18 protein-coding genes are annotated in these 23,384 nt (G+C 74.4%); 14 read left to right on the top strand and 4 right to left on the bottom strand.

Annotated elements, in window-relative coordinates; genetic code table 11:
• Positions 1 to 60 precede the first annotated feature (60 nt).
• Entirely contained in the window at positions 61 to 426 is a 366-nt protein-coding gene (locus tag IE271_RS20260; protein WP_190191776.1) for an SsgA family sporulation/cell division regulator, read from the bottom strand.
• 164 nt (positions 427 to 590) lie between these two features.
• Between IE271_RS20260 and IE271_RS20255 the strand changes: the two genes are divergently transcribed.
• The 4 genes from IE271_RS20255 to IE271_RS20240 all read left to right on the top strand — a co-directional run bounded on the left by IE271_RS20255 (position 591) and on the right by IE271_RS20240 (position 4,532).
• Positions 591 to 1,652 (top strand): energy-coupling factor ABC transporter permease, encoded by a 1,062-nt coding sequence (locus IE271_RS20255; RefSeq protein ID WP_190191775.1) that lies wholly within the window; start codon positions 591 to 593, stop codon positions 1,650 to 1,652.
• A gap of 3 nt (positions 1,653 to 1,655) precedes the next feature.
• On the top strand, positions 1,656 to 2,417 hold the full coding sequence (cbiQ, locus tag IE271_RS20250) for a cobalt ECF transporter T component CbiQ (protein WP_190191774.1): 762 nt from the start codon (positions 1,656 to 1,658) through the stop codon (positions 2,415 to 2,417).
• Positions 2,405 to 3,163: an energy-coupling factor ABC transporter ATP-binding protein gene (locus tag IE271_RS20245; RefSeq protein WP_190191773.1), complete on the top strand. Its 759-nt coding sequence runs from the start codon at positions 2,405 to 2,407 to the stop codon at positions 3,161 to 3,163. Before cbiQ ends, IE271_RS20245 begins: the two co-directional genes overlap by 13 nt.
• Positions 3,164 to 3,326: 163 nt before the next feature.
• Positions 3,327 to 4,532: a serine hydrolase domain-containing protein gene (locus tag IE271_RS20240; RefSeq protein WP_190191859.1), complete on the top strand. Its 1,206-nt coding sequence runs from the start codon at positions 3,327 to 3,329 to the stop codon at positions 4,530 to 4,532.
• A gap of 212 nt (positions 4,533 to 4,744) precedes the next feature.
• Here the strand turns inward: IE271_RS20240 and IE271_RS20235 are convergent, their stop codons facing one another.
• The 3 genes from IE271_RS20235 to IE271_RS20225 all read right to left on the bottom strand — a co-directional run bounded on the left by IE271_RS20235 (position 4,745) and on the right by IE271_RS20225 (position 10,123).
• On the bottom strand, positions 4,745 to 6,442 hold the full coding sequence (locus tag IE271_RS20235; protein WP_190191772.1) for a penicillin-binding transpeptidase domain-containing protein: 1,698 nt from the start codon (positions 6,440 to 6,442) through the stop codon (positions 4,745 to 4,747).
• Positions 6,443 to 6,560: 118 nt separating this feature from the next.
• Complete coding sequence (locus IE271_RS20230; RefSeq protein WP_190191771.1) at positions 6,561 to 8,180, bottom strand: penicillin-binding transpeptidase domain-containing protein; 1,620 nt, start codon at positions 8,178 to 8,180, stop codon at positions 6,561 to 6,563.
• Between the two features lie 203 nt (positions 8,181 to 8,383).
• Positions 8,384 to 10,123 carry a dolichyl-phosphate-mannose--protein mannosyltransferase gene (locus IE271_RS20225; protein WP_190191770.1) on the bottom strand — a complete coding sequence of 580 codons (1,740 nt, stop codon included), beginning with the start codon at positions 10,121 to 10,123 and terminating at the stop codon, positions 8,384 to 8,386.
• 62 nt (positions 10,124 to 10,185) lie between these two features.
• On the opposite strand from IE271_RS20225, the gene rsmI reads away from it, so the two are divergent.
• From rsmI to IE271_RS20175, 10 genes are all read left to right on the top strand, one after another.
• Positions 10,186 to 11,043, top strand: coding sequence for a 16S rRNA (cytidine(1402)-2'-O)-methyltransferase (rsmI, locus tag IE271_RS20220; protein ID WP_190191769.1), 858 nt, complete (start codon positions 10,186 to 10,188; stop codon positions 11,041 to 11,043).
• A gap of 240 nt (positions 11,044 to 11,283) precedes the next feature.
• Complete coding sequence (locus tag IE271_RS20215; RefSeq protein WP_190191768.1) at positions 11,284 to 11,787, top strand: hypothetical protein; 504 nt, start codon at positions 11,284 to 11,286, stop codon at positions 11,785 to 11,787.
• A gap of 128 nt (positions 11,788 to 11,915) precedes the next feature.
• Positions 11,916 to 12,827: a TatD family hydrolase gene (locus IE271_RS20210; protein WP_190191767.1), complete on the top strand. Its 912-nt coding sequence runs from the start codon at positions 11,916 to 11,918 to the stop codon at positions 12,825 to 12,827.
• Positions 12,828 to 12,994: 167 nt separating this feature from the next.
• The gene (locus IE271_RS20205) at positions 12,995 to 14,656 is read left to right on the top strand and encodes a resuscitation-promoting factor (protein WP_308435193.1); all 1,662 of its coding nucleotides are present in this window, start codon (positions 12,995 to 12,997) and stop codon (positions 14,654 to 14,656) included.
• A 16-nt stretch (positions 14,657 to 14,672) separates the two neighbouring features.
• Positions 14,673 to 15,584, top strand: coding sequence for a 16S rRNA (adenine(1518)-N(6)/adenine(1519)-N(6))-dimethyltransferase RsmA (gene rsmA, locus IE271_RS20200; RefSeq protein WP_190191766.1), 912 nt, complete (start codon positions 14,673 to 14,675; stop codon positions 15,582 to 15,584).
• Positions 15,581 to 16,474 (top strand): 4-(cytidine 5'-diphospho)-2-C-methyl-D-erythritol kinase, encoded by an 894-nt coding sequence (locus IE271_RS20195; protein WP_190191765.1) that lies wholly within the window; start codon positions 15,581 to 15,583, stop codon positions 16,472 to 16,474. The genes rsmA and IE271_RS20195 overlap by 4 nt, the downstream gene beginning before the upstream one ends.
• 116 nt (positions 16,475 to 16,590) lie before the next feature.
• On the top strand, positions 16,591 to 18,396 hold the full coding sequence (locus tag IE271_RS20190; protein WP_190191764.1) for an ABC-F family ATP-binding cassette domain-containing protein: 1,806 nt from the start codon (positions 16,591 to 16,593) through the stop codon (positions 18,394 to 18,396).
• Between the two features lie 275 nt (positions 18,397 to 18,671).
• On the top strand, positions 18,672 to 20,495 hold the full coding sequence (locus IE271_RS20185) for an outer membrane protein assembly factor BamB family protein (protein WP_190191763.1): 1,824 nt from the start codon (positions 18,672 to 18,674) through the stop codon (positions 20,493 to 20,495).
• Positions 20,496 to 20,556: 61 nt separating this feature from the next.
• Positions 20,557 to 22,395, top strand: a complete 1,839-nt coding sequence (locus IE271_RS20180; RefSeq protein WP_190191762.1) for an outer membrane protein assembly factor BamB family protein — start codon at positions 20,557 to 20,559, stop codon at positions 22,393 to 22,395.
• Positions 22,396 to 22,647: 252 nt separating this feature from the next.
• Entirely contained in the window at positions 22,648 to 23,343 is a 696-nt protein-coding gene (locus IE271_RS20175; protein WP_373308796.1) for a helix-turn-helix transcriptional regulator, read from the top strand.
• The last annotated feature ends 41 nt before the right edge of the window (positions 23,344 to 23,384 follow it).

Here is a 23,384-nt window from a genome sequence, read left to right as displayed (position 1 = left end):
CCTCCCGGCGTACGCCGCACATGCCACGCGCGCCGCGCCCGCGTGGCGTGCTGGTCGTGCTCAGCTCCCGACCGGCGCCGTCGCGTACGTGCGGCCCAGGAAGCGGACCAGGGCCCTGGTGTCGCACTGGACGACGGCCACCCCGCGCGGTGAGCGCAGTTCCAGTACCGCCTGCGCCCGGCCGCACGGCCAGACGCGGACGTCGCCGTCGTCGGCCGGGGCGCGCAGCCCCCGCTCCAGCAGGTCGCGGGCGAAGGTCCACTCGTGGGCGCCGGGCAGGGCGCCGGGCAGGCCGATCCGCACGGAGCGCGGGTCGGCGGCCGCGTCGTAGCGCAGGACGACCGGGACCAGCCGCTCGTCGTCCCGGACGTCCGTGACCACACGGGCGTGTGCGTACTGCTCGACGACGTGCTCGACGGCGCTCATCGGACGGCTCCCCGGCTGCGGTACGTGAACCAGACACTGTGAACAGTGAGATCCGTTGGCTTCAATGTCGCACATTGTGGTCATTTCCGCGCTGTCGGCTCCCGGCCATTCCGCCGTCACGGTGCTCTTGCAAGTAGTTCGCAATAGGGGACTATCATCGTCAGGTGCATGTACCTGACGGATTCATCGACGCCCCCGTCTCCATAGCCACCGGGGCGGTCGCCGCCGGCGCCGTCGCCGTGAGCCTGCGCGGCGCCCGCCGCGAGCTCGGGAGCGAGCGGGCGGCCCCGCTCGCCGGCCTCGTCGCCGCGTTCATCTTCGCCGTGCAGATGCTGAACTTCCCGGTCGCCGCCGGGACCAGCGGACACCTGCTCGGCGGCGCGCTCGCCGCGATCCTCGTCGGGCCGTACACCGGCGTCCTGTGCGTCTCCGTCGTGCTGCTGATGCAGGGCGTCCTCTTCGCCGACGGCGGCCTCACCGCGCTCGGCGTGAACATCACCGACATGGCGATCGTCACGACCGTCGTCGCGTACGCGCTCTTCCGCGGCCTGGTGAGGGTGCTGCCGCGCGGGCGCCGCTCCGTCACGGCCGCCTCCTTCGTCGCCGCCCTGGTCTCCGTGCCCGCCGCGGCCCTCGCCTTCACGCTGATCTACGCGATCGGCGGCACGACGGACGTCGCGATCGGCAAGGTCGCCACCGCGATGATCGGTGTGCACGTCCTCATCGGCATCGGCGAGGCCGTGATCACCGCGCTCACGGTCGGCGCCGTGATCGCCGTACGGCCCGACCTCGTGTACGGCGCCCGCGGCCTGGAGCGGCCGCTGAAGCTGCGGGTGAACGGCGAACTCGTGGACGCCCCGGCCGCCCGGCCCGAGCCCGCCCCGGCCGCCGCCCGCGTCTCCCGCCGCGGCGTCTGGGTCGCCGGCCTGGCCACCTCGCTCGTCCTCGCCGGCGTCGTCAGCTTCTACGCCTCCGCGAACCCCGACGGCCTGGAGAAGGTCGCCGCCGACCAGGGCATCGACGAGAAGACGAAGGAGCACGCCACCGCCGACTCCCCGCTCGCCGACTACGGCGTCAGGGACGTCGGCGACGCCCGGCTCTCCGGCGGCCTCGCGGGCGTGATCGGCGTCGGCGTCACCGTCGTCGCGGGCAGCGCGGTCTTCTGGGCCGTCCGCCGCCGGCGCTCGGCCGACTCCTCCGCCTCCTCCGTGCCCGAAGGCGTCTGACCCATGGGTGCGGGCCACGCCCACCGGCTCTACCGGCACGGCCACTCGCCCGTGCACGCCCTGCCGCCGCACACCAAGCTCGCCGCCGCCTTCGCCTTCGTGCTGGTCGTCGTCTCGACGCCGCGCGAGGCGGCGTGGGCGTTCGGGCTGTACGCCGTCCTGCTGGCGGTCGTGGCGCACGCGGCCCGGATCCCGGCCGGCTTCCTGCTGAAGCGGCTGCTCATCGAGGTGCCGTTCGTGGCCTTCGCGGTGCTCATGCCGTTCGTCGCGGGCGGCGGGCGCGTCGACGTGCTCGGCCTGTCCCTGAGCGTCAACGGTCTGTGGGGTGCCTGGAACGTGCTGGCCAAGGGCACCCTCGGCGTCGCCGCCTCCGTGCTGCTCGCCGCCACCACCGAACTGCGGGCCCTGCTCCTCGGCCTGCAGCGGCTGAAGCTGCCGCCGCTGCTCGTGCAGATCGCCTCCTTCATGATCCGCTACGGCGACGTCATCACCGACGAGATGCGCCGGATGAGGATCGCCCGCGAGTCGCGCGGCTTCGAGGCGCGCGGCGTACGCCACTGGGGCGTGCTCGCCAAGTCCGCGGGCGCCCTCTTCATCCGCTCCTACGAGCGCGGCGAGCGGGTCCACCTCGCCATGGTCAGCCGCGGCTACGCGGGATCGATGCCGGTCGTCGACGAGGTGGCCGCCTCCCGGGCGCAGTGGACGTACGCCCTGGCCCTCCCCGTGGCGGCCCTCGCCGTGTGTCTGCTGGGATGGACGCTGTGACTGCTTCCCTGGAGGTCTGTGGCCTCGCCTTCGCCTATCCCGACGGACACCAGGCCCTCTTCGGCGTGGACCTGCGCATCGAGCGCGGTGAGCGCGTGGCGCTGCTCGGCCCCAACGGCGCGGGCAAGACCACGCTCGTCCTGCACCTCAACGGCATCCTGACCGGCGGCGCCGGCACGGTGACGGTCGCCGGGCTGCCGGTCGGCAGACAGCACATGGCCGAGATCCGCCGCCGCGTCGGCATCGTCTTCCAGGACCCGGACGACCAGCTGTTCATGCCGACCGTGCGCGAGGACGTGGCGTTCGGGCCCGCGGCGGCCGGGCTGCGGGGGCCCGAGCTGGAGGACCGGGTGCGCACGGCGCTCGAACGGGTCGGCATGGCCGACTTCGCCGACCGGCCGCCGCACCACCTCTCCTTCGGCCAGCGCCGCCGGGTGGCCGTGGCCACCGTCCTCGCCACGGAGCCGGAGATCCTCGTCCTGGACGAGCCCTCCTCCAACCTCGACCCCGCCTCGCGCCGCGAGCTCGCCGACATCCTGCGCTCGCTGGACGTCACCGTGCTCATGGTCACCCACGACCTGCCGTACGCGCTGGAGCTGTGCCCGCGCTCGGTGATCCTCAGCGAGGGCGTGATCGCGGCGGACGGCGCGACCGGCGACCTGCTCTCCGACGAGACGCTGATGCGCGCCCACCGCCTGGAGCTGCCCTTCGGCTTCGACCCGCGCTCGGTGCCGACGCGGCCCTGACCGGCCCTCCCGCACCCCGCCGGCCGTCGGGACGAGGAATCGCCGGCGACGGGTGGCTGTTGCACCCGACGGCACGACGCGCGGCGCACGACGTACGGGGCGCGGCGCGTGGCGGGTGCGAACGGCGGACGAGCGAAGCGGGAGTACGGACGTGGGTGCGGGCGTGGACGTGAACGGCGCGGTGGCGGAGGGCTTCGAGCCGGTCGGGGACGCGTTCGCGCGCAACTTCGCCGCGCGCGGCGAACGGGGCGCCGCCGTCGTCGTGTACCGCGACGGGCGCAAGGTCGTCGACCTGTGGGGCGGCACCCGCGACGTGGACGGGACCGGCCCCTGGGAGCGCGGCACCGCGCAGATCGTGCGCTCGGCGACCAAGGGCGTCGCCGCCGCCGTCCCGCTCCTGCTGCACCAGCGCGGCCTGCTGGACCCCAACGCGCCCGTGGGGGAGTACTGGCCGGAGTTCAAGGCCGCGGGCAAGGACCGCGCGCGGGTGCGGGACCTGCTGGCCCACCGCGCTGGGGTCCCGGCCCTGGACCGCCCGCTGACCCCCGAGGAGGCGGCCGACCCGGAGCGCGGGGCCGCGGCGGTGGCCGCGCAGGCACCGGCCTGGGAGCCCGGCACGGACCACGGCTACCACGCCCAGACCTACAGCTGGCTGGTGGGCGAGCTGGTGCGGCGCGTGACCGGACGGTCCGTCGGGGAGTGGATCGCCGCGGAGATCGCCGCGCCCGCCGGGCTCGACCTGTGGGTGGGGCTGCCGCCCGCCGAGGCGCACCGCGTCGGCCGGGTCGGCCCGGTCCAGGCGCCGCCCGCGGAGGGCGGCCTGCGCACCCGTCCGAAGCGGGCGGTGGCCGAGGCGTACGCGGACCCGGAGAGCCTGACCCGGCGGGCCTTCGGCGCGATCACCCCGTCGCCCGACGAGAACGACCCGGCGTACCGGGCTGCCGTCCTGCCCGCCTCCAACGGCATCGCGACCGCCGACGGCCTGGCCCGCTTCTACGCCGCGCTGATCGGCGAGGTCGACAGGGCGGACGACGCCGCAGGGCCCCGCGTCGGCCCGCTGTTCACCCCCGGGACGGTACGGCTGGCGCGCACCGAGCAGTCCGCCGGACCCGACCGCGTCCTGGTGGTGAACACCCGCTTCGGCCTCGGCCACATGCTGCACGGCCCGGCCTCCCCGCTGCTGTCCCCGGCGTCCTTCGGCCACCCGGGCCGCGGCGGCGCCCTCGGCTTCGCCGACCCCGAGGCGGGGGTGGCCTTCGGCTACGTCACCAACGGCTTCCAGCCGACCGTCACGGCGGACCCCCGCGCCCAGGCGCTGGTCCGGGCGGTGCGGACGGTGCTGGAGACCCCGGGGACCCGGGAGCGGTGACCGGCCGGCCCGGCGGAGTCCGGCCCGCCCGGACCGTCGAGCACGGTGTTACGCCGCGGCGGCCGGGCCGGTCGCCAGGGCCGCGCCGACGCCCGCCGCATCCGGTCGGCGCCCGCCGGCGCCCGCCGGCGCCCGCCGCATCCGGTCGGCGCCCGCCGGCGCCCGCCGGCGCCCGCCGGCGCCGGCCGGGGCGGGCGCCGGACGCCGGGCGCTCAGCCCCCCATGCGCAGCAGCGCCGCCACGATCGGGCCCGCCGTCTCGCCGCCGTGGCCGCCCTTCTGGACCACGCCCGCCGCGGCCAGGTCGCCGCGCCAGGCGGTGAACCAGCCGTTCGGCTTCTTCTGGTTGTCGACCTCGGCGGAGCCCGTCTTCGCGCCGTAGTCGGGGCCGAGCCCGGACATCGCCTCGGCGGCGGTGCCGGCCTGCGCCGTGTACCGCATCAGCTCGCGCAGCTGCGCGAGGGTGCCCGAGGACATCGTCCGCGACGCCGTCGCCAGCGTGCGGCCGTCCACCGACGGGGCCACCAGGTAGGGCTGGTGGAAGGCGCCCGCCTTCACGGTCGCGGCGACCGACGCCATGTTCAGCGGGTTCATCCGCACCCCGCCCTGGCCGATCAGCGAGGCGGCCTTCGGCGCGTCCGACTGCACCGGCACGGAGCCGTCGAAGGTCGGCACGCCGACGGACCAGTTGTCCATGCCGAGCCCGAAGACCTGCTGGGCCTGCTCGGTCAGGTCGTCGTCGTCCAGCTTCTTCGCCTGGCTGATGAAGGCCGTGTTGCAGGACCGCGCGAAGCTCGCCTTGAACGTGCCGCCCTTGATCTCGAACTTGTCGTCGTTCTGGAACTTCCAGCCGCCGTACGAGGAGTACTTGGGGCACGGGTGCTTCTTCTCCGCCGACGCCAGCCCCTTCTCGATGAGCAGCGACGACGTCACGACCTTCATCGTCGAGCCGGGCGCCAGGGAGCCCTGGAAGGCCACGTTGAAGCCGTGCGAGGAGTTGGCGACGGCCAGGATCTCGCCCGTGGAGGGGCGCACGACGACCACGGATGCCTGGTCCTTCTTGGCCACCTGCTCCTCGGCGGCGGCCTGCAGGTCCGGGCTGAGCGTGGTCCTCAGCTCCCCCGGCGTGCCCTCGCTCAGCTCCAGCAGGGTCTTGTCGGGGACGTCCTCGGCGTCGCTCCTGGTGCTGTTCCCCTTGTCGTCCGAGCCGGACTTCCCGGCCGGGTCGGCGCGGATCACGCGCAGTTCGACGCCCGCCGTGCCGCCGGCCTTGTCGCCGTACTTCTCGCGCAGCCCGTCCAGGACCGTGCCCAGGGAGGGGTACTTCTTCGCGGTCAGCTCGCCGCCGTCCCGGTCCAGCGCCTTGACAGGGGGCGTCCCCGCCTCGCCGGTCACCAGCCGGTCGCCGTCCGCCAGGTCCGGGTGGACCACGGAGGAGTGCCACCGCACCACCGGCTCGCCGTCCTCGGCCCGCCGCACGACGGTCAGTTCGCTGTCGTACGCGAGGGGCTTGCTCAGCTTCTCGTACGCCACCGTGGCCCTGACCGAGAACGGCACCTTGGCGCCGGACCGCTTGCCCGGCGTGAGCGTGACGTCCTCGATGTGCGCGTCCTTGACGTAGCCGGTGAGCAGGGTGCGCGCGGCCGCCGCGTCGTCCGTGGCGGCCGCCGCCCGCGTGACCTTGCCGGCCTGCCAGGCGGTGAGGAACTCCGTCGCCGCCGACCGCACCTCGGCCGCCGTCAGCGGCCCCGTCGGCACCGTGGCCACCGCCTTGCCGTCCTCGGCGCCCGCACCGCCGCCGAACAGGGCGTAGGCGCCGAGTCCCGCGCCGCCGACGGCCACGGCGATCACCCCGCCGATCACGGCCGGTCTCGTCTTCCGTCGCTCGGCGACGCGCCTTCTCTTGCCCACGGCTCCAGTTCCTCCGCTGCTCTGCCCGGGACCCCCGTTCCACCAGGGGAACGAGGGGCACCAGCCTAGAGTCCCGGCCTGTGCGCCTGTTGCGCCCCCGTGCGCCGATCAGCCACCCTCAGCCACCGGCGCGCAGGACCGCCGCCACGATCGGGCCGGCCGCGTCGCCGCCGTGGCCGCCCCTCTCCGTCATGGCCGCGGCCGCGACGTCGTCGCGGTAGCCGGTGAACCAGCTGTTCGACTGCTCCTGCCCGTCGACCTCGGCCGAGCCGGTCTTGGCGCCGATGCTGCCGGTCAGGCCGGACATCGCGGCGGCCGCGGTGCCGCTGGTCGCGGTGCGGTTCATCATCTGCCGCAGCTGGGCGACCGTGCCCGGGGGCAGGCCCTGGGCGGTGGCCAGTTCCCGGCCGTCGAGGCTCCGCGGCACGATCACCGGCTGCCGGAAGGCGCCGGTCATGGCGGTCGCGGTGACGGAGGCCATGTTCAGCGGGTTCATCTGCACCTCGCCCTGCCCGATCATGTTGGCCGCGGTGTTCGGGCCGCCGGAGGCCGGGACCGCGCCGTCGAACGAGGGGACGCCGGTCTTCCAGTCGTCCCGGCCGATCCCGAAGCGGTCCTGCGCCTCCCTGGTCAGGGAGTCCACCTCCACCTCGTCCGCGTACTTCACGAACGCGGTGTTGCAGGAGCGCGCGAAGCTGTCGGAGAGCGTGGCGTTCTCCTGCGGGGCCATGCCGGTGAGGTTGTGGAAGGTCCGGCTCTGCCAGACGGCCGTGTCCGGGCAGGGCGCGGGGCCCGTGGCCTCGGTGATGCCGTGGTCGATGAGCGTGGCCGCCGAGACGATCTTCATGGTGGAGCCGGGCGCCACCTTGCCGAGGAAGGCGGCGTTGAACCCGTCCTCCCGGTGGTTGGCCACCGCGAGCACCTCTCCGGTGCTGGGCTTCACGGCCACCACGGACGACTCCGCGTACTGCCGCACGGCCTGCTCGGCGGCCGCCTGCACGCCCGCGCTGAGCGTCGTGCGCACCTTGCCGGCCTTGCCCTTCCGCAGCGTCAGCAGCGTCCGGTCGGCGGTGTTCTCGTCCGCGGACCGCACCGCCAGCTCGATGCCGGGCGTGCCGCCCGCCTTGTCGCCGTACTTCTCGCGCAGCTGGTCCAGGACCGGCCCGAGGGAGGGGTACTTCTCCTTCGTCAGCACGGTCCCGTTCCGGTCGACGGCTTCGACGGGCGGGCTCGCCGCCTCACCGGTGACGAGGGTGTCGCCCTCCTCCAGGCCGGGGTACACCACGCCCGGCCGCCAGTCGACCAGCGCCTTCCCGGTGGTCTCCCCGCGCACGACGGTCAGCTCGCCGTCGTACTTCAGCGGCTTGCTCGCCCCCTCGTACGACACGGTCGCCGACACCTCGTACGGGACGGTCGCGCCGACCGGTCTGCCGGGCGTGATGCGCGCCTCGGTCACGTGCGCGTCCTCGCCGTACCCGGTCAGCAGCTGCCGGGCCCGCTCCGCGTCGTTGGTGTACCCGGCGGCCGTGCCGGCCTCGCCCGCGGCCCAGGCGGCGAGGAACTTCTCGCTGGTCTCCTTGATCTCGGCACTGGTCGGCGGACCCGTCCGCACCGGCGCGGGGCCGGCCGACCCACCCCCGTCGACGGCGCTCACGATGTTGTACGCCCCGTACCCCGCGGTCCCCACCATGGCGGCGAACACCCCGCCCACGATGGCGCCCTTGACCCCCTTGCGCATCCCGCGCTCCCCTCCCCGTTCCCCCTGCCGACGCACTTTCTTGAACGCGTTCAAGAAAATACCTGTGCAGTGCACTGTATGTGCAGGGGGTGAACGGTGGGGCGCTTGTTCCCCGAATCGTTAGGCCACGGCGCCTTCCGCGGAAACGGCGACGGCGCGGCATCGCGCCGCGCCGTCGCCGTGCGTCCGACCGGGCCGTTCGGCTACACCCATGTGTCCAGCCACATCCGCGACCGCCAGCTGTCGATCGGGATGGCCTGGCCGGTGTAGATCGGCCAGAAGTAGATGAAGTTCCAGGTGATCAGGAGGACCAGGACGCCCGCGGTGGCCGCGCCCGCGACGCGGCGGCGTTCGGTGGAGCCGGGCGGGCCGAGGATCGCGCCGATCATCATGGCCACCGCCAGGCACAGGAACGGCAGGAAGACGACCGCGTAGAAGAAGAAGATCGTCCGCTCCTGGTACATGAACCAGGGGAGGTAGCCGGCCGCGACGCCGCAGGCGATCGCGCCCGCGCGCCAGTCGCGGCGGAACAGCCAGCGCCACAGCACGTACAGGAGCGCGAAGGCGGCCGCCCACCACAGCAGCGGGGTGCCGATCGCCAGGACCTCGCGGGCGCACTTCTCGCCGGCGTCGGCGGGGCAGCCGTCCCTGCCGGGCAGCGGGGACTCGTAGAAGTACGAGACCGGGCGGCCGTCGACGATCCAGCTCCACGGGTTGGACTGGTAGGTGTGCGGCGAGGAGAGGCCGACGTGGAACTTGTAGACCTCGTTCTCGTAGTGCCACAGGCTGCGCAGCCAGTCCGGCAGGAAGGTCCAGTGGCCGCCCCGGCCGTCGTTCGCGGCCCAGTCGCGGTAGTAGCCGCCGGTGCCGTCGGCGGGGGAGAGGATCCAGCCGGTCCACGAGACGAGGTAGGTGGCGAGCGCCACCGGGACGGTGGAGACGAAGGCGGGGAGCACGTCGCGGCGCAGGACCGCCGCGTACGGCCGCGGGGCGCCCGCGACGCGCCGCGCGCCGACGTCCCACACCACCGTCATCAGGCAGAACGCGACCATGATGTACAGGCCGTTCCACTTGGTGGCGAACGCCAGGCCCAGCATGAGGCCGGCCGCCCAGCGCCAGGGGCGCCACCCCAGGCGGAGGGTCTGCGCGACGTGCGCGTCCGGGCGGACGCGCCCCTCCTCGTCGGGCGGCAGCGCCGCCGCGAGCCGGGCGCGCGCCCGGTCCCGGTCGATCAGCAGGCAGCCGAAGGCGGCCAGCACGAAGAACATCAGCACCTGGTCGAGCAGCGCGGTGCGGCTCATCACGAAGTGCAGCCCGTCGACCGCCATCAGCGCGCCCGCCAGGCACCCCAGGAACGTCGAGCGGAACAGCCGGCGGCCGATGCGGCACAGCATGAGCACGGACACCGTGCCGAGCAGCGCGGTCATGAACCGCCAGCCGAACGGGGTGAACCCGAACAGCCACTCGCCGAGGCCGATGACGTACTTGCCGACCGGCGGGTGGACGACGTACGCGGCGTCGGTCGGGATCGGGACGTCGCCGTTGTTCCGCAGGATCAGGTCGTTGGCGTCCTTGGCCCAGTTGACCTCGAACCCGCGGTGGATCAGCGCCCAGGCGTCCTTGGCGTAGTACGTCTCGTCGAATATCACCGCCTTGGGGCTGCCCAGGTTCCAGAACCGCGTCAGTCCCGCCAGCAGCGTGACGAGCAGCGGGCCGCCCCACGCCGACCAGCGCACCAGGCGGCCGGCGGCGGACGGGGCCACCCCGAACGCCGCCCACAGGCGCGTACCGGGAGCGGTGTGGCCGGGCACCAGGCGTTCGCGGACGTCGCTTCTGGGCGGGGCCGTGTAGCCGAAGCGGCGCAGCCGCCGCTGCCACGACGGCTGCCGCTCGTCGAGGTCCTGGTCCTGCCGGATGTCCGTGGAGGACGCGGTACTGGTCACCGCGCCATCGTAGGGAACCGACCTGTGCCAGTCCCGTGCTCCGCCCCTGCGAGGATGGAAACGTGACAGGAACCCTCGTACTGGCAGGTACTCCCATCGGCGACGTCGCCGACGCGCCGCCCCGGCTGGCGCAGGAACTGGCGAGCGCGGACGTCGTCGCCGCGGAGGACACCCGCAGACTGCGCAGACTCGCGCAGGCCCTCGGCGTGACGCCCGCCGGGCGGATCGTGTCGTACTTCGAGGGCAACGAGTCCGCGCGCACGCCCGAGCTGGTCGAGGCGCTGGCGGGCGGCGCCCGGGTGCTGCTGGTGACCGACGCGGGGATGCCGTCCGTGTCCGACCCCGGCTACCGGCTGGTGGCGGCGGCCGTGGAGCGGGAGATCAAGGTCACGGCCGTGCCCGGGCCGTCCGCCGTGCTGACCGCGCTGGCCCTGTCCGGGCTGCCCGTGGACCGGTTCTGCTTCGAGGGCTTCCTGCCGCGCAAGGCGGGGGAGCGGCTCTCCCGGCTGCGGGAGGTGGCCGGCGAGCGGCGGACCCTCGTCTACTTCGAGGCGCCGCACCGGCTCGACGACACCCTCGCCGCCATGGCCGAGGTGTTCGGCGCCGGCCGCCGCGCCGCCGTCTGCCGCGAGCTGACCAAGACCTACGAGGAGGTCAGGCGCGGCCCGCTGGAGGAGCTGGCGCGGTGGGCCGCCGAGGGGGTGCGCGGCGAGATCACCGTCGTCGTCGAGGGCGCGCCCGAGCGGGCCCCCGAGGCCCTGGACGCGGACGAACTGGTGCGCCGGGTGCGGGTGCGCGAGGAGGCGGGGGAGCGGCGCAAGGAGGCGATCGCCGCCGTCGCGGCCGAGGCCGGGCTGCCCAAGCGCGAGGTGTTCGATGCCGTCGTGGCGGCAAAGAACGCGGCTCGAACCGCCCCATGAGGGGGCAAAGGACTACGGTGGGAGGCAAAGCCGGGGCGGGGTGAGCGGGCCGTCCGGCAAGGAACGGCCAAGACGGTTCCAACAGTCGGCAGACCCGGTGCGCCCGCGACGGAAGAGGCGTCCACTGGAGAGCGGGGACACCTCCGTCCCCGGCCTTCCGGCAGGGGCGTTCCCGGTCCTCCCCACGGGACCTCCGCTGCCGCCGCACGAGCGCTTGTCCAGCGGACAAGAGGAGCCGGTATGAGCGAGAGCACAGGGCAGCACACCGGGCAGCAGACCGGCCGGCGCGGCACCGCCGCAGCGGTCGTCCACGAGTCGTACTCCTTCGCCTGCATGCGCTGCGGGCACGGCTGGGAGCAGTCGTACGCGATAGAGCACCACCTCGACGCCGACGGCGTCGAGGTGGTGACGTACGTGGCGGACGGCCGGGCGGTGCCGTCGCCGCTGACCAGGCCGTCCTGCGCGAACTGCGACGGCAGCCTCGTCCGCATCATGCGGGCCGGCCAGGTGTCCTCGGCGCTGGACCACCTGCACCGGGCGTACTCGGCGGCCGGGAAGCCGGCGGCCGAGGGGCGGCCGGCCGGCCCGCCGCCCGCGGCCGGCGGACCCGCCCTCCAGGAGGCCGCCGCCCCGGAACCCGCGGCGGAGGAGCCCGCGGCGGCCCTGGCACCCACGGGCGGGCGGCGCCACCCGTGGCACCTCGCGGACCTGCTCCACCCCTTCCAGCACCGCAGGGCCGGCTGAGCCGCGGCACGCGCCGGGCGTCCCGCCGGACCCCGCGGCCCGTGGTGCCGCGGGGCGGCGGGGCGGCCGGCGGCGGGACCGGGCGGTCCGCGGCGCCGGGGGTTTGCGGGAGTTCGTAGGATCGGGACATGCCTTCGAACGCCTCCGGCAAGAACGACGCGCCCCCGCTCCCGGCGCCGCTGCGGGTGCCCGTCGCCGACTCGCACACCCACCTCGACATGCAGTCCGGCACCGTCGAGGAGGGGCTCGCCAAGGCCGCGTCGGTGGGCGTGACGACCGTCGTGCAGGTCGGCTGCGACCTGAAGGGCTCGCGCTGGGCCGCCGAGACGGCCGCCGCGCACGACTGCGTCCACGCGGCCGTGGCCCTGCACCCGAACGAGGCGCCGCGCATCGTGCTCGGCGACCCTGGGGGCGCCTCCCGGCCCCCAGGGGCTGAGGGAGGGCGGTCGCGGCAGGGGGCCCGCGAGGCCGGCGGGGACGCGGCACTGGACGAGGCGCTCGCCGAGATCGACCGGCTCGCCGCGCTGGAGCAGGTCAAGGGCGTCGGCGAGACCGGACTCGACTACTTCCGCACCGGGCCCGAGGGCAAGGACGCGCAGGAGCGGTCGTTCCGGGCGCACATCGAGATCGCCAAGCGGCACGGCAAGGCGCTGGTCATCCACGACCGCGAGGCCCACGAGGACGTGCTGCGCATCCTGAAGGAGGAGGGCGCCCCCGAGCGCACCGTCTTCCACTGCTACTCCGGCGACGCGGACATGGCGGAGATCTGCGCCCGCGAGGGCTACTTCATGTCGTTCGCCGGGAACGTGACCTTCAAGAACGCCCAGAACCTGCGCGACGCCCTCGCCGTCGCCCCGCTGGAACTGGTCCTCGTCGAGACGGACGCGCCCTTCCTGACGCCCTCGCCGTACCGCGGACGGCCCAACGCGCCGTACCTCGTTCCGGTCACGGTCCGGGCCATGGCGGCCGTGCGCGGCATCGACGAGGACGCGCTGGCGGCGGCGGTCGCCGCCAACACCGCCCGCGCCTTCCAGTACTGACCCGGTGGCGGGCGCCGTCGTCCGCCCCGCCCCGGCCGCTTCGGTCCGGACCGTCCCGCCCGCACGGCCGGAGCGGTCCTGTCACCCTGCGTGGTCGCGCCGCTTTGGAGAGTGACCGGCGCTCCGCTAGGTTCTGGGGGCCCGTCCGGACCCTGGAGCGTGCCGTCGTGAGCAATGCGCAGTACGAGACGTACGGCATGCCGTACGGGAGCGGTCCCGGCCGGGGCTCCGCCGGGACCGCGTGGCCGCCGCCCGCCCCGGACCACGGCCGGTCCGCGGACGACGCGTACGCGGTTCTCACGGCGCATGCCCCCGCCGAGCCGGTGCCGCCGCCCGCCGGGCTGCCGGTGCGCGCGTGGCCCGGGCCCGCGACGCCCGCCGTGCCCGCGTCACCCGCCTCGTACGCGAGCGGACCGGCCCCGGCCGCCGGAGACCCTTTCCTCCTCGCCTCCGGTGAGCCGGTCCCGGCCGCCGGTGATCCCTTTCGCCTCGCCTCCGGCGGACCGGCCCTGGCCGCCGGTGATCCCTTCCTCCCCGCCGCGGGCGAACCGGCCCTGGCCGCCGGTGATTCCTTCCTCCCCGCCTCCGGTGAGCCGGTCCCGGCCGCCGGTGATCCCTTCCTCCCCGCCGCGGGCGAACCGGCCCCGGTCTCCGGCGGCCCCGTCCCCGTCTCCGGCGGCCGCGTCGGAGCCCACCGGGCCACCCGCCGCCACGCCCGGAGCGGGATCGGCGTCCGCCCCGGCGCCGTGCGCCGGCTGCTGCCCCGCGCGCTGGTCGTCGTGTTCCTCGCGGGCGGCACCACCGCCTTCGTCGCCGACGACAAGGAGGTCGAGCTGACCGTCGACGGCGAGCCGCGCACCCTGCACACCTTCTCCGACGACATCGGCGAGCTGCTGGCCGAGGAGGGGGTGGAGACCGGTGCGCACGACGCCGTGAGCCCCGCCCTCGGCACCGCCCTGACCAGCGGCGACGACATCGCCGTACGGTACGGGCGCCCGCTGCGCCTGACCCTCGACGGCCACCGCCGCCGGGTGTGGACCACGGCCCGCACGGTCGGGGAGGCGCTGCGGCGGTCCGGGGTGCGGACCGAGGGCGCGTACGTGTCCGTGCCGCTCCCGCGGCGCATCGGCCGCGAGGGGCTGGCGCTCGACGTGCGCACCGAGCGGACCGTGACGGTCATGGCGGACGGGCGGGCGCGCACGATCCGCACGAACGCGGCCACGGTCCGCGAGGCCGTGGAGGAGGCCGGCGTCACCCTGCGCGGCGAGGACGCCACGTCCGTCCCGCAGGGGAGCTTCCCGCGCGACGGGCAGGTCGTCACCGTGCTGCGGATCACCGGCACCGAGGTGGTCCGTGAGGAGCCGCTCCCCTTCGCCGTGGTGCGCACCGAGGACCCCGCGCTCTTCCGCGGCACGGAGGTCGTGGACCGGGCGGGGCGGCCGGGCGCCCGCCGCGTCACCTACGCCCTGCGCACGGTCAACGGCGTCCGGCAGCAGCCGCGCCGGCTGCGCGCCGAGACCGTCCGCGAGCCCGAGCCGCAGCGCGTGCGGGTCGGCACCCGGCCGCTGCCCGACTCCGTCGCCGGCGCCGACGGCCTCGACTGGGACGGCCTGGCCCGCTGCGAGTCCGGCGGCCGCCCGGACGCGGTGGACCCCTCGGGCACGTACGGCGGGCTCTACCAGTTCGACACGCGGACCTGGCAGGACCTCGGCGGCAGCGGCCGGCCGCAGGACGCCTCCGCCGACGAGCAGACCTTCCGCGCCAAGCGGCTGTACGTCCGCAGGGGGGCGAGCCCCTGGCCGCACTGCGGCGCCCGGCTGCACGGGTGACCTTTACGCTTGGTCCGTGAACAGCCCGATCCCCGACGCCCTCCTGGGCCCCGCCGACGTGCGCGAGCTCGCCGCCGCCCTCGGCGTGCGCCCCACGAAGCAGCGCGGCCAGAACTTCGTCATCGACGCCAACACCGTCCGCCGCATCGTGCGCACCGCCGGCGTGCGCCCCGACGACGTGGTCGTCGAGGTCGGGCCGGGACTCGGCTCGCTGACCCTGGCGCTCCTCGAGGTCGCCGACCGGGTCACCGCCGTCGAGATCGACGACGTCCTCGCCGCCGCGCTGCCCGCGACGATCGCCGCCCGGATGCCGGAGCGCGCCGACCGCTTCGCGCTCGTCCACTCCGACGCCCTGCAGGTGCGGGAGCTGCCGGGCCCGGCGCCGACCGCGCTGGTCGCCAACCTGCCGTACAACGTGGCCGTCCCCGTCCTGCTGCACATGCTCGACACCTTCCCGGGCATCGAGCGGACGCTGGTGATGGTGCAGGCCGAGGTCGCCGACCGGCTCGCGGCCGCGCCCAGCTCGAAGGTGTACGGCGTGCCGTCGGTCAAGGCCAACTGGTACGCGGAGGTCAAGCGGGCCGGCGCCATCGGGCGCAACGTCTTCTGGCCCGCGCCGAACGTCGACAGCGGTCTGGTGTCCCTGGTGCGGCGCAGCGAACCGCTGGCGACCACCGCCTCCAAGGCGGAGGTGTTCGCCGTGGTCGACGCCGCCTTCGCGCAGCGGCGCAAGACGCTGCGGGCGGCCCTGGCCGGCTGGGCGGGGTCGGCCGCCGCCGCCGAGGCGGCCCTGGTCGCGGCCGGGGTGTCGCCGCAGGCCCGCGGCGAGGCGCTGACGGTCGAGGAATTCGCACGGATCGCGGAGGCCGCGCCGGACCGGGGCACGGCCGCCGCACCCCGGAAGGACCCGGAGGAGCAGCAGCGGTGAGCGTGACGGTACGCGTCCCGGCGAAGGTCAACGTCCAGCTCGCGGTGGGCGCCGCCCGCCCGGACGGCTTCCACGACCTGGCCAACGTCTTCCTGGCGGTCGGCCTGTACGACGAGGTCACGGTGGCCCCGGCGGAGGAGCTGCGGATCACCTGCGAGGGGCCGGACGCCGCCCGGGTCCCCCTCGACCGCACGAACCTGGCGGCGCGGGCGGCCGAGCGGCTCGCCCGGCGGTACGGGCGCACGCCGGACGTGCACATCCGGATCGCCAAGGACATCCCCGTCGCGGGCGGCATGGCGGGCGGCTCCGCCGACGCCGCCGGCGCGCTGGTCGCCTGCGACGCCCTGTGGGGCACGGGCGCCTCCCGCGAGGAGCTCCTGGAGATCTGCGCCGAGCTGGGCAGCGACGTGCCGTTCAGCCTGGTCGGCGGGGCGGCGCTGGGCACCGGGCGCGGCGAGCGGCTGCGCCCGCTGGAGGTGGGCGGCACCTTCCACTGGGTGTTCGCGGTGGCGGACGGCGGCCTGTCCACGCCCGCGGTGTACGGCGAGTTCGACCGGCTCACGCGGGGTGTCGAGGTGCCCGAGCCGGCCGCCTCGCGGGAGCTGCTCGACGCGCTGGCCGCGGGCGACGCGCAGGCCCTCGCGGCCGCCGTCGCCAACGACCTGCAGCCCGCCGCCCTGACCCTGTTCCCGTCGCTGGCCGACACCCTCGCCGCCGGGCGGGAGGCCGGCGCGCTCGCCGCGCTCGTCTCCGGCTCGGGCCCGACCACGGCGTACCTGGCCGACGGCCCCGGGTCCGCGGCGCGCATCGCCGAGGCGCTGACCGCGTCCGGCACCTGCCGCACGGCCCGGGTCGCCGCGGGTCCCGTCCCCGGAGCGACGCTGCTCTGACCCCTGCGGGCTCCCGCCCGCCGTCCGCGCGGCGGGAGCCGCCGGACGGCCCGCGGGGGTCACCCGCGCGGCCGACTACCCTTGAAGGCCGATCGATCCCCCTTGTCAGGAGTGCGATGGCCGTCAACCTGGTCAATGTCGAGGCAGTCAGCAAGGTGTACGGAACGCGTGCGCTGCTCGACGACGTCTCGCTCGGCGTGTCCGAGGGGGACAGGATCGGCGTCGTCGGCCGCAACGGCGACGGCAAGACCACGCTGATCCGGATGCTCGCCAAGCTGGAGGAGGCCGACACCGGGCGCGTCACGCACTCCGGCGGCCTGCGCCTGGGCGTGCTCACCCAGCACGACTCCCTCGACCCCGCCGCCACCGTCCGGCACGAGGTCATCGGCGACATGGCCGACCACGAGTGGGCGGGGAACGCCAAGGTCCGCGACGTGCTGACGGGCCTGTTCGGCGGGCTCGACCTGCCCGGCTTCCCGCAGGGCCTGGACACCGTGATCGGCCCGCTGTCCGGCGGCGAGCGGCGGCGCATCGCGCTCGCCAAGCTGCTCATCGAGGAGCAGGACCTGATCGTCCTCGACGAGCCCACCAACCACCTCGACGTCGAGGGCATCTCCTGGCTCGCCGGGCACCTGCAGAACCGCCGCTCGGCGCTCGTCTGCGTCACCCACGACCGCTGGTTCCTCGACCAGGTCTGCACCCGCATGTGGGACGTGCAGCGCGGCAGCGTCCACGAGTACGAGGGCGGTTACTCGGACTACGTCTTCGCGCGCGCCGAGCGCGAGCGCATCGCGGCCACCGAGGAGGCCAAGCGGCAGAACCTCGTCCGCAAGGAGCTGGCCTGGCTGCGCCGCGGCGCCCCCGCGCGCACCTCCAAGCCGCGCTTCCGGATCGAGGCCGCCAACGAGCTGATCGCGGACGTGCCGCCGCCGCGGGACAAGAGCGAGCTGATGAAGTTCGCCTCCTCGCGCCTCGGCAAGACCGTCTTCGACCTGGAGGACGTGACGGTCCAGGCCGGCCCCAAGGTGCTGCTCAAGCACCTGACCTGGCAGCTCGGCCCCGGCGACCGCGTCGGCCTGGTCGGCGTCAACGGCGCGGGCAAGACCTCCCTCCTGCGGGCCATGGCCGCGGCCGCCCGCAGCGGTGGCGAGGAGCAGCCCGCCGTGGGGCGCATCGTCACCGGCCGGACGGTCAAGCTCGCCTACCTCTCCCAGGAGGTCGCCGAACTCGACCCCGCCTGGCGGGTCCTGGAGGCGGTCCAGCAGGTCCGCGACCGCGTCGACCTCGGCAAGGGCCGCGAGATGACCGCGGGCCAGCTCTGCGAGACCTTCGGCTTCGGCAAGGAGAAGCAGTGGACCCCGGTCGGGGACCTCTCCGGCGGCGAGCGGCGCCGGCTGCAGCTGCTGCGCCTGCTGATGGACGAGCCCAACGTCCTCTTCCTCGACGAGCCGACCAACGACCTCGACATCGAGACCCTCACCCAGCTGGAGGACCTGCTCGACGGCTGGCCCGGCTCGATGGTGGTGATCTCGCACGACCGGTTCTTCATCGAGCGCACCACCGACACGGTGCAGGCGCTGCTCGGCGACGGCACGCTGCGGATGCTGCCGCGCGGCATCGACGAGTACCTGGAGCGGCGCCGGCGGATGGAGGAGGCCGCGGCGGCCTCCGCACCCGCTCCGAGGACGGCCGAAAAGCAGGGGGTCTCCGCGGCCGACGCGCGCGCCGCGAAGAAGGAGCTCCAGCGGATCGAGCGGCAGATCGACAAGATCTCCGAGAAGGAGTCCCGGCTCCACTCGCAAATCGCCGAGAACGCCACGGACTTCGAGAAAGTGGCGAAACTGGACGCGGAGTTGCGTCAACTCACCGGGGAGCGCGAAGAGTTGGAAATGCGCTGGCTGGAGCTCGCAGACGACGCGTGAAGGGCGCGTGAAGGAGCGTAACGGGGTCATCACGGGCCGGTTCTCCCTTGGGAACAGGGGTTGCACCGGCCCGGTCCGCGAGGGCGCCAGGGTGATAGAAAGAGCCGTCTGAGAACAGCCTGAGTGCGACTCCGTGTGCCGTGCGTACTACGGGGCGTGAGGCTGTCTCCTCCGGGGAGAACCCCGGAGCCCCGGCCGAAAAGGATCGGTCGCGGGTCGGCACCCGGTGCCGGGCAGGCGTGCGAGATGTCGGTTTCACAAGGGGGAACACGCTGATGGCCCAGCCACCCGGACAGCCGCCGCAGGACGGCTCCGCAAGCCCGTCGGGACAGCCGCCGCAGGGCGGGTTCGGCGCACCGCAGGACCCCCGGCAGGGCACGCCCCCGCCGCCCGCGCAGCCCCCGGCCGCCCCGCCCGGCGCCCCGCAGACCCCTCCGCAGCCGCAGCCCGGCTACGGCTACCCCCAGCAGCCCGGCCCGTACACCCCGTCCGGCCCCTACGCCCAGCCCGGACCGTACGCCCAGCCCGGACCGTACGGGCAGCCGCAGCAGCCGGGCCCCTACGCCCAGCCCGGCCCCTACGCCCAGCCTGGCCCCTACGGACAGCAGCCCGGCCACGGCTACCCGCAGCAGCCGCCGTACCCGGGTGCGCCCGGCACCCCGCCCGGCGGCTCGGGCGGCCCCTCCCGGGGCAGGACCGTGGCCGTCGTCGCCGCGGCCGTGGCGGCGCTGCTCGTCGTCGGCGGCACGGTGTGGGCGGTCTCCGGCGGGGCCGACGACGCCAGGCCGGCCGCCGGGAAGTCCCAGGGCGCCGAGGCGTCCGGCGGCGCCGACCCGGCCAACCCGGGCGACGGCAGCGGCGACGGCGGCGACGACCCGGAGAACCTCAACAAGGGCCGCAAGTCCGGCGAGTCGAAGGTCCTCTGGTACAAGGAGGCGCCCGACGCGCCCGGTTCGGGCGCGGACGCCCCCGGCATGTGGATCACCGACAAGGTGGCGGCGAAGGCCGCGTACAAGCAGGTCTTCGCCTACGAGGTGGGGAACGGCGAGCCGGCCTGGGACGAGATCACGCTGCCGCAGAAGATCTGCGCGGTCACCCCGGAGCAGAGCGCCGACGGCAAGATCGTCGTCGCGTACATGAGCGGCGTCAGCGACCGGGCCAAGTGCAACCAGCTCCAGCAGATCGACCTGGCCACCGGCGAGAAGGGCTGGAAGGGCGAGGTCGAGGAGGGCGGCCTGTTCGACAGCGCGCTCAGCATCGAGCTGTCCATCAGCGGCGACACGCTGGTGGCGGGCCGCTCCCAGTCGGGCACCGCCTACGACCTGGCGACCGGCAAGAAGAAGTGGGACAAGGAGAAGTACGGCGAGGCGTGCTTCCCGAGCGCGTTCGCCGGCGGCGCCAGGCTGCTGGCCGTCTCCTCCTGCTCCGCGGCGTCGGACAACCAGCACGACGAGGTGCAGGAGCTCGACCCGGCCACCGGCAAGGCCAGGTGGACCAAGAAGATCCCCGAAGGCTGGCAGGTCGCCCGCGCCTACTCCGTCGACCCGGTCGTCCTCTACATGACCAACGAGGACAAGAAGCAGTGGAACATCTCCACGCTGAAGGACGACGGCACGGTCCGCTCGCAGGTCGACGTCGACGAGTCCTTCGCTCCGGAGTGCGGCTGGGCCATCCTCGAACGCGACCTGCAGGGCTGCGCCGGTGTCGCCGTCGACGACGACACCCTCTACCTGCCCACCGAGGCCAAGAGCGGCCCCAACGAGATCGTCGCGATCAGCCTGGACACCGGCAAGGAGAAGTGGCGCACGAAGTCCCCGGCGGACCGGTCCGTGCTGCCGCTGAAGATCGCGGACGGCGCGCTGGTGGCGTACGTCGAGCCGGCCTACGACGCGGGCGGGCGGGTCGTGTCGATCGCGACCTCGGGCAGCGGCCACGAGGCGACGACGCTGCTGCAGAACCCGCAGGGCGCCGCGCAGATCGAGAACGGCTTCTTCTCGAAGGACCTCGACTACGTGGACGGCCGCCTCTACCTGTCCACCACGCGGCTGACCGGCAGCGACGAGGCCAGGGAAAAGCTGATGCTCGCCTACGGCAAGTGACCGGGCGGTCCCGCCCGCACCGGCCCCCCTCCGCTCCTTCGCATCCCGAGGTACGCACACCGTGAACCAGCCGCCCCCGCCGAACCAGCCCCCGAACCAGCCGCCGAGCCAGCCGCCGGGCCCGCCCGGCACGCCGCCGCAGGCCCAGCAGCAGCCTCCGCAGGGCGGGTTCGGCGCGCCCCAGAGCCCGCCGCCCGGCGGCTTCGGCGCGCCGCAGGACCCGGGCCCGGGCTACGGCTATCCGCAGACCCCGCCGCCCGCGCCGGGGCAGCCGCCCGCGGCGCCGTCCCCGTACGGCTATCCGCAGCCGCCCACCGCGCCCATGCAGCAGCCCGGCTACGGCTATCCGCAGGCGCCGCCGCCCGGCTACGGCCACCCGGCCCAGCCGCAGCACCCGTACGGCCCCCCGCAGCCGTACACCGTGCCCCTGCAGGCGCAGAACGGCGGCCCGAGCGGCGGGCGGAAGGTCAACGCCCAGCTCGCGATCATCGTCGCGGCCGTCGTCGCCATCGCGCTGATCGTCGGCGGCGGCGTCTGGTACGCGAACTCCTCGGGCAAGGACGACACCGCGCACTCCGGCACCACCGGCGGGGACGGCGGCAAGGACGGTGAGGGCGGCGACACCGCGTCCGGCACCGGCGGCACGGAGAAGGTCCCGGCCTCCACCGACGCCGACGTCCTGTTCCAGGTGCCCTCGCCCGAGGTGCCCAAGGGCGAGTACTGGAGCGTCAGCGGCTCCTGGCTGACGGACGAGGTGTACGCCAAGGCCAGCACCGAGGGGATCGACGGCTACGACCCGGACACCGGCGAGAAGTCCTGGACGCTGGCGCTGCCGGGCCTGGTGTGCGCGGGCTCGCCCGAGGTCACGAAGGACGGCGTGGCCGCGGTGGTCTACGAGAACGCCCGGCCCACCGAGGCGGACAAGTACCCGGGCTGCAGCGAGGTCGCCGCCTTCGACCTGAGGACCGGCAAGAAGCTGTGGACGGGGTCGGTCGTCTCCGACGGCGACCAGAAGGCCACCTTCAAGGAGGTCTCCATCACCGGCGGCACGGTCGCCGCGGGCTCCGACCTCAAGGGCGGCGCCGCCTTCGACCTGAAGACCGGCAAGGTGCTGTGGCAGCCGAAGGTCGGCAAGTGCCAGGACGTCGGCTACCACGGCGGCGAGCAGCTGGTCGCCGTGCGCAAGTGCGGCGACTACGGGAACGAGACCTACGAGGTCCAGCTGCTCGACCCGAGGACGGGCAGCGTGAAGTGGAGCTACGAGCTGCCCGCCGGCATCGACAACGCCAAGGTCATCTCGTCGAAGCCGGTCGTCTTCGGCGTGGACTCCGGTGACATCACCGCCTCCGGCGTCACGGACGTCTTCTCGCTCGACGACGGCGGCAAGCTGCGCGCCAAGATCACGCTGCCGGACGGCAAGTACGAGCACGACTGCGAGGTCGGCAAGGTCCACGGCTGCAAGGCGATCGCCGTCGGCAACGACAAGCTGTACGTGCCGACCAAGCAGCACGCCGGCGGTGGCGCCGAGTACAGCCGGACCAACGAGATCGTCTCGTTCTCGCTGGCCACCGGGAAGAGCACCGGTGACCGCGCCGACGCGGGCGACGGCTACGACATGGTCCCGGTGCGGATGGACGGCGGCGACATCATCGCCTACAAGGACGGCCCCTACGACAAGGGTGCCCAGATCGTCTCCCTCGACGGCGGGACGATGAAGGAGACCGAGCTGCTGGAGACCCCGGCCACGGACCAGGTCCGGGACGCGATCAGCGCCATGGTGCCGCGCTCGGCCGAGCTGCTGTACACCCACGGCCGGCTGTTCATGGCCAAGGACTTGCTCAGCAAGCCGTACTCCGCCGACGCCAAGCAGTACACGGCGATCGGGTTCGGTGCGAAGTAGACCGTCCACCGGTCAAGTTCTCCTGTGCTGACCACGGTCCCGCCCCAGTTCAGGGGCGGGGCCGTTCCCATACCGCGCATCACTCGCGAATGCGTCGTTTTTTGGCGATCCAGGGCACTTCTCTCCGGTAGGGGAAGCGCACCGTCGAACAAGCGTGTAACTTCCGGGGGATGGAGAGCCGGGGGGCTCCTATCCATGGGGTGCCGGTGGGGATCCTTGGGGGGACTGGGGGGTTCGATGGGAGTGCGGCTCATGGTGGTCGACGACCACCGACTGCTCGCGGAGGCGCTGGCCTCGGCGCTGAAGCTGCGCGGGCACCGGGTGCTCGCCGCGGCCGCACCCGCCGCCGGGGCGGCGGAACTGGTGATCACGCGTGCGCCCGAGGTGTGCCTGCTCGGTACGGCCACACCGGCCGAACCGGGCATGTTCGATCCGGTGGTGAAGATCAAGAGGGAGCGTCCGCAGGTCGCCGTGCTGGTGCTCGGGCCGGTGCCCAGCCCGCGCGGCATCGCCGCGGCCTTCGCGGCCGGCGCCTCCGGCTACGTACGGCACGACGAGCGGATCGAGGGCGTGGAGCGGGCCATCATGAAGGCCCGCGCGGGGGAGGCGGCCGTGGCGCCGCAGCTGCTGCAGGGCGCCTTCAGCGAACTGCTCAACCCGGCCGCGCAGCCGGACGACGAGGGGCAGCGGCTGCTGCAGATGCTCACACCGCGCGAGGTGGAGGTGCTGGTGCGGGTCGCGGACGGCGAGGACACCCGGCTGATCGCGGCCGGCATGGGCATCGCGCCCAGCACGGCCCGCACCCATGTGCAGCGGGTGCTGATGAAGCTGGGCGTCGGCTCCCGCCTGGAGGCGGCGGCGCTCGCGGCGCGCACCGGCCTGCTGGAGCGGGCGGGCCCGCTGCCGCAGGCGGCGAACGACGGACCGGCGCAGGGCGGTGCGGAGTGAGCGCGCGCCGGCCCGGCCGGGGAGGGTGCGGGAGAGACGCG

The sequence above is a fragment of the Streptomyces minutiscleroticus genome, from assembly GCF_014650875.1.
GTDB classification, from domain to species: Bacteria; Actinomycetota; Actinomycetes; order Streptomycetales; family Streptomycetaceae; genus Streptomyces; species Streptomyces minutiscleroticus.
Note: the sequence above shows the minus strand (reverse complement) of the source record. Positions and strands in the feature narration are given on the sequence as shown.

Coding starts and splice junctions, on each gene's coding strand:
- IE271_RS20215 (WP_190191768.1), top strand. CDS start 11,284: ATGAGCGAGAGCACAGGGCAGCACACCGGGCAGCAGACCGGCCGGCGC.
- IE271_RS20185 (WP_190191763.1), top strand. CDS start 18,672: ATGGCCCAGCCACCCGGACAGCCGCCGCAGGACGGCTCCGCAAGCCCG.
- IE271_RS20175 (WP_373308796.1), top strand. CDS start 22,648: ATGGTGGTCGACGACCACCGACTGCTCGCGGAGGCGCTGGCCTCGGCG.
- IE271_RS20260 (WP_190191776.1), bottom strand. CDS start 426: ATGAGCGCCGTCGAGCACGTCGTCGAGCAGTACGCACACGCCCGTGTG.
- cbiQ (WP_190191774.1), top strand. CDS start 1,656: ATGGGTGCGGGCCACGCCCACCGGCTCTACCGGCACGGCCACTCGCCC.
- IE271_RS20210 (WP_190191767.1), top strand. CDS start 11,916: ATGCCTTCGAACGCCTCCGGCAAGAACGACGCGCCCCCGCTCCCGGCG.
- IE271_RS20190 (WP_190191764.1), top strand. CDS start 16,591: ATGGCCGTCAACCTGGTCAATGTCGAGGCAGTCAGCAAGGTGTACGGA.
- IE271_RS20245 (WP_190191773.1), top strand. CDS start 2,405: ATGGACGCTGTGACTGCTTCCCTGGAGGTCTGTGGCCTCGCCTTCGCC.
- IE271_RS20230 (WP_190191771.1), bottom strand. CDS start 8,180: ATGCGCAAGGGGGTCAAGGGCGCCATCGTGGGCGGGGTGTTCGCCGCC.